Origin of the sequence: Pseudoalteromonas sp. BSi20429 (genome assembly GCF_000238895.1) — a bacterium.
Lineage (GTDB): Bacteria > Pseudomonadota > Gammaproteobacteria > Enterobacterales > Alteromonadaceae > Pseudoalteromonas > Pseudoalteromonas arctica.
The window spans coordinates 11,851-25,553 of the sequence record NZ_BADV01000036.1; the positions used below are offsets into that span (position 1 = coordinate 11,851).

Annotated in this window: 9 protein-coding genes; 7 read left to right on the top strand and 2 right to left on the bottom strand. The window is 38.9% G+C overall.

The window, feature by feature from the left end; translation table 11 throughout:
* The first annotated feature begins 15 nt into the window (after positions 1-15).
* From P20429_RS11900 to P20429_RS11890, 3 genes are read left to right on the top strand one after another with little or no spacing between them, the layout of a single operon-like run.
* A complete protein-coding gene (locus P20429_RS11900; protein WP_007582472.1) occupies positions 16-2,223 on the top strand; it encodes a polysaccharide biosynthesis tyrosine autokinase in 2,208 nt (735 codons plus the stop codon).
* A gap of 15 nt (positions 2,224-2,238) precedes the next feature.
* A complete protein-coding gene (locus tag P20429_RS11895; RefSeq protein ID WP_007582473.1) occupies positions 2,239-2,967 on the top strand; it encodes a tyrosine-protein phosphatase in 729 nt (242 codons plus the stop codon).
* The gene (locus P20429_RS11890) at positions 2,960-3,691 is read left to right on the top strand and encodes a VpsP family polysaccharide biosynthesis protein (protein WP_007582474.1); all 732 of its coding nucleotides are present in this window, start codon (positions 2,960-2,962) and stop codon (positions 3,689-3,691) included. Before P20429_RS11895 ends, P20429_RS11890 begins: the two co-directional genes overlap by 8 nt.
* A gap of 473 nt (positions 3,692-4,164) precedes the next feature.
* On the opposite strand, the gene P20429_RS11885 is transcribed toward P20429_RS11890, so the two are convergent.
* Both P20429_RS11885 and rsmF read right to left on the bottom strand, forming a co-directional pair.
* Positions 4,165-6,048, bottom strand: a complete 1,884-nt coding sequence (locus P20429_RS11885; protein WP_007582475.1) for an acyltransferase family protein — start codon at positions 6,046-6,048, stop codon at positions 4,165-4,167.
* Between the two features lie 163 nt (positions 6,049-6,211).
* Complete coding sequence (gene rsmF / locus P20429_RS11880; RefSeq protein ID WP_007582476.1) at positions 6,212-7,663, bottom strand: 16S rRNA (cytosine(1407)-C(5))-methyltransferase RsmF; 1,452 nt, start codon at positions 7,661-7,663, stop codon at positions 6,212-6,214.
* Positions 7,664-7,928: 265 nt separating this feature from the next.
* On the opposite strand from rsmF, the gene P20429_RS11875 reads away from it, so the two are divergent.
* The 4 genes from P20429_RS11875 (at position 7,929) to acnD (ending at position 13,696) form a co-directional block, all read left to right on the top strand.
* A complete protein-coding gene (locus P20429_RS11875; RefSeq protein ID WP_007582477.1) occupies positions 7,929-8,615 on the top strand; it encodes a GntR family transcriptional regulator in 687 nt (228 codons plus the stop codon).
* Between the two features lie 261 nt (positions 8,616-8,876).
* Complete coding sequence (prpB, locus tag P20429_RS11870) at positions 8,877-9,755, top strand: methylisocitrate lyase (protein WP_002962361.1); 879 nt, start codon at positions 8,877-8,879, stop codon at positions 9,753-9,755.
* Between the two features lie 46 nt (positions 9,756-9,801).
* On the top strand, positions 9,802-10,929 hold the full coding sequence (prpC, locus tag P20429_RS11865) for a 2-methylcitrate synthase (RefSeq protein ID WP_007582478.1): 1,128 nt from the start codon (positions 9,802-9,804) through the stop codon (positions 10,927-10,929).
* A gap of 157 nt (positions 10,930-11,086) precedes the next feature.
* Positions 11,087-13,696, top strand: coding sequence for a Fe/S-dependent 2-methylisocitrate dehydratase AcnD (acnD, locus tag P20429_RS11860; RefSeq protein ID WP_007582479.1), 2,610 nt, complete (start codon positions 11,087-11,089; stop codon positions 13,694-13,696).
* Positions 13,697-13,703 lie beyond the last annotated feature (7 nt).

Genomic DNA, 13,703 nt, shown 5'->3' on the forward strand with positions numbered 1-13,703 from the left:
TAAAGGCAGTAAATAATGAATAAGTTCGAGAATAATTCAATTGATAACGAAGACGTTATTGATTTCACTGTTTATCTAAAGGTTATACAACGTGCTAAGTGGCGTATTATTGGCTTTTCGGTAGTTGTTACGTTATTAACAATTATGTTTGCTTTAACTCTAGTGCCGCAATATACGGCATCTGCTACTTTACTTATTGAATCAGAGCAATCTAAAGCGGTTAGTTTTGAAGAAATTTATGGTCTTGATACCACAAAAAAAGAGTATTACTTAACGCAGTTTGAAATACTTAAATCTGACAGTATTGGCCGAGAAGTAATTACCAAGCTTAATTTAGAAGAACACAGCGATTTTATTCCTAAGCCTAGCTTAATGGGCGAAGTTAAAGGCTATATGAAAGGCTTACTGCCTTTTTTAAATAAAAACGAAGAAAGATATTTATCTGCAGAAGAAAAAGCAGAGCAAAAAATGCTTTTTTTATTGAGTATTTATAAATCTAAGCTAGGTATTGAACCAATCAGAAATACCCAACTAGTAAATATAAGCTATGAGTCGAGCGATCCCGCTTTAGCCGCTTTAGTTGCTAATGCTGTAGGCGATATATACATAGAAAGCCAAATGCGCGCAAAAATGGGCATAACTCAACAGGCTTCTAGTTGGTTAAACTCGAGGTTATCGCAACTTCGTATTCAGCTCGATAACTCAGAAGAGCGCTTACAAGACTTTAGAGAAGATCAGCACCTTATTGATATTGAAGGTATAGCAGGGCTTGCAACACAAGAGCTTGAACAAATATCGGCTCAGTTAATTGAAGCACGCAACGAAAAAAACAAGTTAGAGAGTATAAACAGAGTTATAACTGAATACGGCAACAATAACCTTGAGTTATTAGGCAGTATGCCTGAAATAACATCGCATAATGTTATTCAAAACGTAAAACGTGACGTAGTGACTGTTGAGCGTAAGTTAAGCGAGTTAAGTGAAGTTTATGGCCCTAAACATCCTAAAATTATATCGGCAAGTGCTGAGCTTGTTACAGTAAAAAATAATCTTAATAAACAAATTAAAGGCCTAATTACGGGTATTGAAAAAGAGCTTAATAGGGTTACAAGAACCGTTGGCGCTCTTGAAAATGATTTAAATAATATTAGAGAGCGTTACCAAGATATTACCCGTAAAGAAACTCAATACAACCAGCTAAAACGTGAAGTAGAAACAAACCGCAATATATTTAATACGTTTTTATCACGCTCTAAAGAAACCGAAGTAACAAGCGATTTTACCTCTGCTGCAGCGCGTTTTACCGACCGAGCTTATGCACCAAATAACCCAAGTAAACCTAATAAAAAGCTTATTGTTGTGCTGGCATTTGTAGCGAGCTTTATTTTTGCAATAGTTATGAGCTTTATTTTTGATGCCCTTAACGATACCGTTAAAACCAAACCTGATGTTGAAAGCAAGTTAGCTCAACGAATGCTTGGCTTATTACCGCAGGTAAATTTACCTAAAAAAAGCGTTTTGCCTATGCATGCATACCTTGACGAAACGTATAGGCGCTTTGCAGAGTCAGTACGCACATTTCGTACCAGTTTACTTTTAACTCAGCTTGATAAACAGCATAAAATAATTGCAGTTACTTCTACATCGCCAGGTGAAGGTAAAACAACAACATCTTCTAATTTAGCAATATCGTTAGCTCAAATGGGTAAAGTATTGCTAATTGATGGTGACTTACGTAAACCAGCTATAGCTAAGCGATTTGAAATACCGGTTTATCACCCTGGTTTAACAAATTTAATAGTGGGTACAGAAGAACTTAGTGAGTGTGTTCATATTGATGAAAAGTCCGGTGTAGTAATAATGCCAAGCGGGCAAATACCAAGTAACCCACTTGAGTTATTATCAAACATTAAGTTTACACAGTTGATTGAACACCTTAAAACTCAGTACGACCACATAATTATTGATACACCACCAACACAAGCTGTGAGTGATGCATTAGTAATTGCTCAAAGTGCTGATTCGGTTATATATGTTGTTAAATCAGACGTTACCCGTATAAAACCAATTAAGGCTGGCCTAGAGCGTTTATTTGAAGTAAAAGCGCACGTGGCAGGTGTGGTACTTAATCAGGTGGATATGAGTAAGTCTAACGATGAACACAGCTATGGCTACTACGACTACCACGATTATTCTAAAAAACCTGAACCAGAAAATACTTAAACGGCCTATTACATTGTGATTGATATACATTCACACATTTTGCCAGGTATTGATGATGGCGCTAAAGACTTAAACGAGTCTTTAGCGCTATTAAAAATGGCGCAAAGCGACGGTATAACACATATTGTTGCAACCCCACATATTCATTTAGGCCGATATAATAATTCGGCTCCCCAACTTTTTAATGATTTAGCCCTATTAAAAGCAGCTTGTTTAGCTCAAAATATTAATATAAATATTGCAGTTGCCGCTGAGGCTCGCCTTGATGTTGAGTTAATGCCGCTTATTTTAACTAATAAACTACCATTTATTGGCAAAAAAAATGGCTTTAATTATTTATTGTTAGAACTACCTCATTCACATGTGCCTCAAGGGTACGATAAATTTATTACTTGGCTCGCTAAACAAAATATAAAAGTGATTATTCCGCACCCAGAGCGAAATCGTGATATTCAGTCAAACCTATTTTACATCGAAAAACTAACTCAGTTAGGATGTGAGTTTCAGTTAACAGCGTCTAGCATTGAAGGCCTTTGGGGAGAAAAAGCTCAATACATTTGTGAGCATATGCTTAAAGGCGATTTAGTTAGTTATATTGCATCTGACGCTCATTCGATAAAACGCAGGCCACCTATTTTAAGTAAGGCAAAAAAACGAATAACCGACATGCTTGGTGAGAGTAAGGCGCATACATTATTTATAACAAATCCTAAGTGTTTAACTGAGGTATTATTTGATGTTTGAGCAGCTGGCTTTTAAGCGGTTACAACTTGCCCTGTTGGCAATAGTGACACTCATTATTTGTTATTTTAGTTTGCAAAGTATGCGCGCTAATGCCTGGTATTTTAGCTCACTAAATACAGTTCAAGAACTCAGTAACACCTCACTCCTTGATGCACCTGAGGTTTATAATAATGAGCTCAACAAAGCCCAAAATGCTATTAAGTTAGCTATAGAGCTTGAACCTGAACATGCCCATTATTTACATTTTTTAGCGTATATTAAGCTTCTTGCTTTAGCTAACACCGATCAAGCTCAAACTGAGCAAAGTAAGCTAGACACTGAATATAAAGAGATACAATCGCTTTTACTTCATTCTACCCAGATTAGGAGCTCATGGGCTGAAACTTGGATTGAGCTAGCTAAAGTTACTAGTTACCAAGAGGGTCCAAGTAAACAAGTTTTAAAGTATATTGATCAGGCTAAAAAAGTAGGCTCATACAAACTTGATGTGCATTTAGGCATTATAGAAATCTCGCTAGCAAATTGGCAGCATTTACCTCCTGAGTACAAGGCGCTGTATGTAAACTCTTTAAGCATGGCTGCCCAATATGGTTATCGGTTTAACCATATTTACACTATTGCTAAACAATTAAATCAACTACCTACCTTATGCATGTCATTACAATTTGGTGCTGCTTACAAAAAACTTAAACAGCGTTATATTTATAGACAAAACTGCAAATAAAAACGCCCAGAGGTTAAAAACCTCTGGGCTATAAGGTGACTCTAAATTGAGTCTAGCGTTAACTAAAACACTTTCTTGGTTCGTTAGGGAGAAGAAGAAAGTACTTTAAAGTGTAGTAAAGCTATTCAATAAAGCATAACTAATTTTTCCCCCCGGGTATAATTGATAACAAAGGATTAGATTAATTGTGCGTGATCTTTATTTTAGATCCAGGTTATTAACTATGCATGTTGTGCTCGATGGCCATTCAAAAGATCTTTTCAGTATGGTTTCTTAACGTTTTAAAATGACATTATTTAAAATTCAAATGTTTTTAAATTAATAATAGCCATATTAATGAGCATGCTGGTTTTTATTTATTATTAGATGAAAATAAAAACAAGATAACCAGAGAGATGTTTAATAAATTGGCACTGGATTTTGACGGCCATCTTTTATTCCCTTAAAGATATTTATCTTGAATATAATATTACTCACTTTATAAGTTTGACTAGTTCAACAGCACCTAAAACAGAGGGATGATTATCATCAAAGTATAATGGAATTCCATTTCTAACCGCGAAACATTTTTCGTTATTACAAAAAACATCTGTGGGATCCAATAAGTGTACATTATTAGGGTAATTAGCTGAGTTAAAATGATTAACCATATAATTATTTCTTTTATTGTACCAGTTTATATCTGTACTAGTTATATCGTGAAGGCTTACATTACTCTTTCTAGCATCATTAATTAACTTAAAAATATTTTTATTCAGCTCAGGGATTGGTAAGAATATATAAATATTATCTTTACTTTCAGCAAGCTTTAAAATTAGTTCATCCATATGTTTTGTTAAACGGATAGCTTCATTCGTTACTGTAGGTTCATCAATCACAGGATAATTTTCAGCTGTTCCACCGAAAAGCATATTTGTAAATCTATGGTTGAAAATTACATTCTTAATTTCTTCACTTTCTAGAATATAACTTGCTGATTCATTGTACCACTTAGCGCACACACTAAAGCTATCAGGTTCTTTATACGATGGCTTGCAGCGAGAAAAACTAAAATGCTTTAAACCAAGATTTTTTTCTTTTAGTCTTAAAGCCATTGCATACGCAATTTCTGTTGAGTGGCTATCTCCAAAAGTTGCCCAAGTAATTCTAGAGCCAAAATACTCGCAAGATTTTTCTGGATCTCTATATTCATTTATATGGCACATATTTCTGTAAGGGCTTGGCGTAGAAGCGTTAATTAAATTTTGATATTCGATTGGAGAAAATTTAAAGAAACCATTTGAACTGTAAACGATTAGTCCTAACGAAACTGTTAAAATTGCGATAATAATTGGTTTAGATCTTAGATAAGAAATTGGTGTATTAAAATCATTAAGAAATCTTATTTTTTCAATATACTTATTACTCAAGTAACCTAAAAAGATGGATGAAATAATACCTATATATATAAAGTTTGTACTTAATGAAAAATAAGTGATAGCCACTACTAATGGCCAATGCCAAAGGTAGATTGAATAAGACCAAGCTCCTATCTTCTGAAAAAGTAAGTTTCCAGTGATAAAGCTGTTTTTTGAATTCGCTTGTATTATTAGAAAAGCTCCTAACACTGGAAATATCGCCAAATAGCCCGGCCATGGGTCCTCTTCTGTAACAAAGAAATATGAGCCTAAAATAAATAAAACACCCATGATTTCCAAAGCTTTATTTTGTTTGCTCCCAAATCTACTAGGATATAGGTAAGCAACCCCACCAATCATCATTTCCCAAGCTCGAGATGGGAATAAGTAATATGCTGCAGTAGGCCATTTGTCAGTAGCCAAAACACAGAAAACAAATCCTATTACGGTGCCTAATAAAAGCATCCTTTTGGTCATTTTAAGTGAAAATACTTTGCTTGAAAGTACTAAAATAATTGGGTAAATAATGTAGAACTGCCATTCAACAGACAGAGACCAAGTGTGAAGAAGCCACTTTTCATGTGATGATGTGTCAAAATATCCCGATTCTAACCTGTAAGTGTTATTAGAAATGAAGCCTACGCTGCTAACTGCATGTTTGCCTAGAGCTTTGTATTCAGTAGGGGATAAGTAGAACCAACCGAAAATTAATAATATAATGCAGAGAATGGCGAGCGCTGGAATAATCCTATTTGCACGCGCCATGTAGAACTTTAAAATAGAAAATTTTTGTTGTTCTAAACCTTTAAATATTATCCCTGTCATTAAAAAACCGGAGATAACAAAAAATACATCTACACCTGCAAATCCACCAGGCATCCAAGATGAGTTAAAATGAAATAAAACAACAGCAATAACTGCTATGGCCCTTAAGCCATTAATATCTTCCCTGAACTGCAAACTAGTATTCCTTATTTGATATACATTCTTTGTAAATGAGACTTAGTAATAACGCTAGTAAATTAATCATCATTAATTTTATGTATTAGTTCAGCTTATTTAGATACTAAGTTCATTTAAATACTTTAGTATTATATAGTTAATATATTGTAAAGTATATCTATTAAACCCAGCTTATTAACTGAGTATTTTGCACTAGATCTCGCGGTAGTGAATTTTTGATCTTATTTTTTTGCCATTTCCCGAGCCCAATAGGGCAGCCACACAGCGTTAATACCACTTCACCTATTGTTTGAGTTACCTCAGTTAAGCGTATATCTTTACCTTGAAAATAATCATTGGCTTGCTCGTTATTTAAAGCAAATACATTGGTTTTACACTCATTGCCAAATACGGTTGCAAACTCGTGCGTTAGTCTTACGCCGTTTTTATGAATAATTCCAATTTGAATACCTAAACGTGCGTACTTAATTTTGTTTTGTACGGCTTCAAACCTCTCAGGAAATAGCCACAGTTCTTTGTCGCGCTGCATTAAGCTGCCAGGTAGGTTAGTTAAGTCAAAGTGCTTTTTAAGCGATTGCATAAACGAGGCGCTTTGTTTTTTATCAAACTCGTTAAACGGGAATGCACCTTTTTTAACAGTTTGATTAGGATTATTGCAACTTGTGTGCTTTTTAAATTTAGCAATAAAAAAGCCTTCGCTATCGAATGTTTGCGGCCATACGTGTAAATAGCCTTCAGCGGTAGTGGCTTTACTTGCACCTTCAAATAAATCACTGAGTGACTCAGGCGCTATATAGTCGCCAAATTCACTCAGTAAATAATCGCACACTTGCTGGTTTTCGAGCGGGGTAAGTGTACAAGTTGAGTAGACTAAGGTGCCACCTGGCTTTAATGCGTAAAATGCGCTTTTAATTAAGTCTTTTTGTACTTGGGCTATTTGTATGTTTGATTCTATTGACCAATTTTTAAGAGCGTCGGCATCTTTACGTACAGTCCCTTCGCCAGAGCAGGGTGCGTCTAGCAATATGCTATCAAAGCATTCAAACATGTAGTTGCCAAATATAACGCCATCAAAATGCGAGAGCGCACAGTTACTAACGCCCATGCGTTTTAATGTTGCGCTAAGTACTTTTAGGCGCGATGACGAAAGCTCATTTGCAACAAGCACACCTTGGTTATCCATAAGCGCAGCTAGTTGTGAGGTTTTCGAACCCGGCGCAGATGCCATATCAAGCACATAATTATTTTGAGAGTTTGCGAGTTCAATGCTTTGTTTTAATGCGATAGGGGGCAGCATTGAACTTGCTTCTTGCACGTACATAGCACCGCTTAGGTGTAAGTCGGTATTACCAAGGGCTAGGTTTTGCTCTTCATCGTTTGGGCGCTCTAACCAAAAGCCTTCACTGCACCATGGGATTGGGGTTAGCAGCCAATTTTTTTCAGTTGCACGTTCTACAAATTCTTCAATGCTAATTTTTAATGTATTAACGCGGATAGATTTTCTGAGCGGCCTACGACACGCATTTAAAAAGTCATCTAAGTTTAGATGCGCTGGTAAATAGGTTTTTACGTCATCAATAAAGTGCTCAGGAATAAAAGTGTTGGCGTTCACGCGTTAGCTCATACTATAAAAATAAAGCGCGATAATAGCATTTATGCGAGGTGTTTTCAGCGCTAAAAAGCGTAACATCTGATTTATTACGCTGTCGACACTTCACTGTTTTAGTCCATTGTAAAACCATTTTTATGCGACTTTAGGTTAATAGTGTCGACAATGAGCGTTTTTTTTAGCCATTTTGATAGGTTTAAGGGTTGACATGATTTTTTAATAAGCCCATAGTAACCACATCAATTGTCGACAATCTAAAAAATAACTTATGACACACACATTTTTAAACGAAGCGCCTATAACTACCGCATCAGATCAAGTATTTGTAGATATGCGCCGTGAGATTGTTGAAGGAAGCATAGTTCAAGGCAGTAAAATATCAGAGCCTGAGCTTGCCAAACGTTATGGTGTAAGCCGCGCAACGCTTAGAGAGGCGTTAAATCGCTTAGAAAGTTGCTACCTTGTTGAGCGTAAAGCTAACGTAGGTTGTCGCGTAGTTGCCCTTACCGCTGAGCGTTTGATTGAAGTTTATCAAGTTCGCAGCTCGCTTGAAGGTTTAGCATGCAGGCTTGCTGCCGACAATATGGAACCCGAAGAAGTAAAAGGCTTAAAGCAATTACTTAATCAGCACCTACAAACACAGCGTGTTAAAGAGGGCGAATCTTATTATCAAGAAGCCGGCGATTTAGATTTTCATTACCGTATTATTCAAGGCAGTAAAAACGCGCATTTAATTCATTTACTGTGTAATGAGCTCTATCAATTAATACGCATGTACCGTGTACAAATGGGTATGGTGGGGCCGCGTGTATCAAAAGCGTTTGATGAGCATTTAGCTATTATTAACGCCATTGAAAACCACGACGGCGAACTGGCCGAAATGCTTATGAAGCGCCATATAAGCGCATCGCAAGCAAATATCCAGACCAAATTTGATGTATACCAATCAATATGAGTATTCGAACAATTTAACGGATTAAATCGTTCCGTAACGTCGTTAAAAATTTTTTATTTAGAACCACTAAACATAAAAATTATTGCCTAGTTACAGAACGATTTTCTTATCGTTAAATAAACCTCATACCCATACAGATTGGTATGAGCAGCTCAAAACGATTTAGCTGCTAAAAATAAGTTAAACAGTTAAAAAGTCATAATTACAGATTAAAACTATAAGTTACTCCACGTAGCAACCGTTCAAAGTGAGGAGACAGTAATGTCAGCAGGATTAAAATTTAAACACGCTATTGCCAATAACCGTCCGTTACAAGTAGTAGGTACTATTAACGCCTACACAGCGATGATGGCTGAAAAAATGGGTCACCAGGCTATTTACCTCTCAGGTGCCGGTGTTGCAAACGCCTCGTTTGGTATGCCTGATTTAGGTATGACAAGCCTTGATAACGTGCTTGAAGATATTCGCCGTATTACAGGTGCTAGCGATTTACCACTACTTGTGGATGCCGATACCGGTTGGGGTGGGGCGTTTAACATTGCACGCACAGTAAAAGAAATGACTAAGGCCGGTGCGGCGGGTTTTCACATTGAAGACCAAGTAGCGCAAAAGCGCTGTGGTCATCGCCCTAATAAAGAAATTGTAAGCCAAGGTGAAATGGTTGACCGCATTAAAGCGGCGGTTGATGCAAAAACCGATAGCGATTTTTATATTATGGCCCGTACCGATGCATTTCAAAAAGAAGGTTTAAACGCCGCGATAGACCGTGCAGCTGCCTGTGTTGAAGCTGGTGCAGACGCTATTTTTGCAGAAGCCGTACACGACCTTGCTGATTACCAAGCATTTGCAAAAGCGATTAACGTTCCAATTTTGGCAAACATTACTGAGTTTGGCCAAACACCTATTTACACAAAAGAGCAGCTAAGTGATGTAGGTGTTGAAATGGTGCTTTACCCACTAAGTGCATTTAGAGCCATGAACAAAGCAGCACTAAACGTGTATTCAGCAATTTTAAATGAAGGCTCGCAACAAAGCCAAATCGAAAATATGCAAACGCGCTCTGAGCTTTACGACTTTTTAGATTACCACACGTACGAGAACACACTCGACACCCTTTTTTCATCAAAATCTGACAAATAAAAATTATTAAAATAAATCACACACAAATTTAAGATAGGAGAAGATCATGGTAGATAAAGCATTAGGCGGCGCGGGTTTACGCGGACAAGTGGCTGGTCAAACAGCATTGTGTACTGTTGGGCAAAGTGGTTCTGGTTTAACGTATTGTGGTTACGATATTAGCGAACTTGCTGAAAAAGCGCAGTTTGAAGAAGTGTCTTTTTTACTTTCACGCGGTGAGTTACCAACAACTAGCGAACTGGCAGAGTATAAAGCTAAACTTAAAAGCTTACGCGGCTTACCAGATGCACTTAAAACCGTGCTTGAAAATATTCCTAAAGATGCGCATCCAATGGATGTAATGCGCACGGGCTGCTCAATGTTGGGTAACCTTGAAATGGAGCTTGATTTTAACCAAGCCAACGACGCAATCGACCGTATGATTGCAGTGTTCCCAAGTATTATTTGTTACTGGTACCGCTTTACACACGATGGCGTACGCATTGAAACACAAACAGATGACGACTCTGTTGGCGCACACTTTTTAACACTGTTACACGACAAAGCACCTAGCGAGTTATTTGCACAAGTGATGAACGTATCACTAATTTTATACGCAGAGCACGAGTTTAATGCTTCTACATTTGCGGGTCGTGTGTGTGCATCAACGCTTTCTGATATTCACTCTTGTGTAACAGGTGCGATTGGTACGCTACGTGGTCCACTTCATGGTGGTGCTAACGAAGCAGCTATGGATATGATTCAAGGCTTTACAAGTGCTGAGCATGCTGAGCAAGAAGTTATGGGCATGCTTGAGCGTAAAGACAAAATAATGGGTTTTGGCCATGCGATTTATCGCGAGTCTGATCCACGCAATGTAATTATTAAAAAATGGTCTGAAAAACTAGCGGCAGAGGTGGGCGATACCGTGCTTTACCCTGTGTCTGTTCGTTGTGAGGAGATTATGTGGCGCGAGAAAAAACTGTTTTGTAACGCCGATTTTTTCCATGCATCTGCTTATCACTTTATGGATATTCCGACTAAATTATTTACGCCAATATTTGTAATGAGCCGCGTTACTGGTTGGACTGCGCATGTAAAAGAGCAACGCGCTAACAACCGTATTATTCGCCCAAGTGCCGATTACACAGGGCCTGATGCACGTAGTTACACACCAATCGAATCAAGAAGTTAATTATTTTTAACTAAGGTGAGCCAATGGCTCACCTTTACGGCTTTAATGCTTTATATAATAAAAACAACTACAAACCTAAAGCCTTTCTTGAAAAATACCAATTGCACTCTCCATAAAATTGGTACTACATCCGTCACCAAATTAGCGAACCCTTACCATGACCATAATTAATAATACCCAATACCGTAAACCTCTGCCGGGCTCAAATGTCGACTACTACGATACGCAAGAAGCCGTAGATGCAATTAAGCCAGGTGCATACGCCACGCTACCTTATTCATCACGTGTATTTGCCGAAAACCTAGTACGCCGATGCGATCCTGCCATGTTAACTGATGCACTTAATCAGCTAATTGAGCGAAAGCAAGATTTAGATTTCCCGTGGTATCCGGCGCGTGTGGTGTGCCACGATATTTTAGGCCAAACGGCACTTGTTGATTTAGCAGGTTTGCGTGATGCAATTGCAGCCAAAGGCGGCGATCCGGCAAAAGTGAATCCTGTGGTACCCACGCAGTTAATAGTGGATCATTCGTTAGCGGTAGAGCATGCCGGTTTTGATCCTGACGCATTTGAAAAAAACCGCGCCATTGAAGACAGACGAAATGATGACCGTTTCCACTTTATCAACTGGACAAAAACTGCGTTTAAAAATATTGACGTTATTCCACCGGGTAACGGCATTATGCATCAAATTAACCTTGAAAAAATGTCGCCGGTTATTCAAAACCGAGATGGCATTGCATTCCCAGATACACTAGTAGGTACCGACAGCCACACGCCACATGTTGATGCGCTGGGCGTTATTGCTGTGGGCGTAGGTGGGCTTGAAGCTGAAAGCGTGATGCTTGGTCGTGCTTCTTATATTCGTTTGCCCGATATTGTAGGTGTTGAGCTAACAGGTAAGCGCCAACCCGGTATTACCGCAACCGATATTGTGTTGGCTATTACTGAATTTTTACGTGAGCAACGTGTTGTTTCTACTTATTTAGAGTTTTACGGTGAAGGTGCCGACGCACTTACTCTTGGCGACAGAGCAACCATTTCGAACATGACGCCTGAATTTGGCGCAACTGCAGCCATGTTTTATATCGATGATAAAACAATAGATTACTTGCGTTTAACAGGTCGCGAAGAAGAACAAATTGCCCTTGTAGAAAACTACGCTAAAACAGCAGGCCTTTGGAGCGATAGCTTAAAAACCGCAAAATATGAGCGTGTGCTTAAGTTTGATTTATCAAGCGTGGGGCGCAATATTGCCGGTCCATCTAATCCACACCGCCGTGTATCGACAAGCGATTTAGCTAAAGAAGGTATTTCGGGCGTTGTTGAAAATGAAGAAGGCTTAATGCCAGACGGCGCGTGTATTATTGCCGCTATTACTAGCTGTACTAATACGAGTAATCCACGCAATGTAATTGCCGCTGCACTACTTGCCCGTAACGCAAATGCTAAGGGTTTAATGCGTAAACCTTGGGTTAAAACTTCATTAGCACCAGGCTCAAAAGCGGTGCAATCATACCTTGAAGATGCAAACTTACTAACAGAGCTTGAGCAACTTGGCTTTGGTATTGTTGGTTTTGCGTGTACAACGTGTAACGGTATGAGCGGTGCCCTTGACCCTGTTATTCAAAAAGAAGTGATCGATCGCGATTTATACACTACCGCGGTGCTTTCGGGTAATCGTAACTTTGATGGGCGTATTCATCCTTATGCTAAACAAGCATTTTTAGCGTCACCTCCTTTAGTTGTTGCGTACGCTATTGCAGGTACTATTCGCTTTGATATTGAAAAAGGGATACTAGGGCAAGATCAACAAGGCAACGATATTACGCTTAAAGATTTATGGCCGTCAGACGAAGAGATTGATGCAGTAATTAAGCAAAGCGTTAAGCCAGAGCAGTTTAGAAAAGTATACGAGCCGATGTTTAATTTAACCGTAGATTACGGTGAAGATAACGATCCACTTTACGACTGGCGCCCAGAAAGTACGTACATTCGTCGCCCTCCTTATTGGGAAGGTGCACTTGCGGGTGAGCGCACAATGACCGGTATGCGTGCGCTTGCAGTTCTTGGCGATAACATTACAACCGATCATTTATCGCCATCAAACGCAATTATGGCAAGTAGTGCTGCTGGTGAATACCTGACCAAAATGAACGTCCCAGAGGAAGACTACAACTCGTACGCAACGCACCGGGGCGATCATTTAACAGCGCAGCGTGCAACATTTGCAAACCCTAAACTACTTAATGAAATGGTACTTGATGAAAACGGCGAAGTTAAGCAAGGCTCCTACGCACGCTTAGAGCCACAAGGTACTAATACTCGTATGTGGGAAGCAATCGAAGCCTACATGGAGCGTAAACAACCGCTTATTATTGTAGCCGGTGCCGATTACGGGCAAGGTTCGTCGCGCGATTGGGCCGCAAAAGGCGTAAGACTTGCAGGCGTTGAAGTAATAGCAGCTGAAGGTTTTGAGCGTATTCACCGTACTAACCTAATTGGTATGGGGGTTTTACCGCTTGAGTTTAAAGCAGGCACAACGCGTAAAACTCTAGAGCTGGATGGCAGCGAAACGTACGATGTATCAGGCGATTTAAAACCAGGTGCCACCGTTAATTTAAGTATTACCCGTAAAGACGGTGAAGTACTCACTGTGCCTATGAAGTGCCGTATCGATACCCAAGAAGAGCTCTCTATTTACGCGGCTGGTGGTGTGCTACAACGCTTTGCACAAGACTTTTTAGAAGCAACACAATCTGCATAAGGGCAAG

Excerpts from the sequence above, each read along its gene's own strand:
- acnD (WP_007582479.1), top strand. The coding sequence starts at position 11,087 with ATGACCATAATTAATAATACCCAATACCGTAAACCTCTGCCGGGCTCA.
- prpB (WP_002962361.1), top strand. The coding sequence starts at position 8,877 with ATGTCAGCAGGATTAAAATTTAAACACGCTATTGCCAATAACCGTCCG.
- P20429_RS11875 (WP_007582477.1), top strand. The coding sequence starts at position 7,929 with ATGACACACACATTTTTAAACGAAGCGCCTATAACTACCGCATCAGAT.
- prpC (WP_007582478.1), top strand. The coding sequence starts at position 9,802 with ATGGTAGATAAAGCATTAGGCGGCGCGGGTTTACGCGGACAAGTGGCT.
- P20429_RS11900 (WP_007582472.1), top strand. The coding sequence starts at position 16 with ATGAATAAGTTCGAGAATAATTCAATTGATAACGAAGACGTTATTGAT.
- P20429_RS11890 (WP_007582474.1), top strand. The coding sequence starts at position 2,960 with ATGTTTGAGCAGCTGGCTTTTAAGCGGTTACAACTTGCCCTGTTGGCA.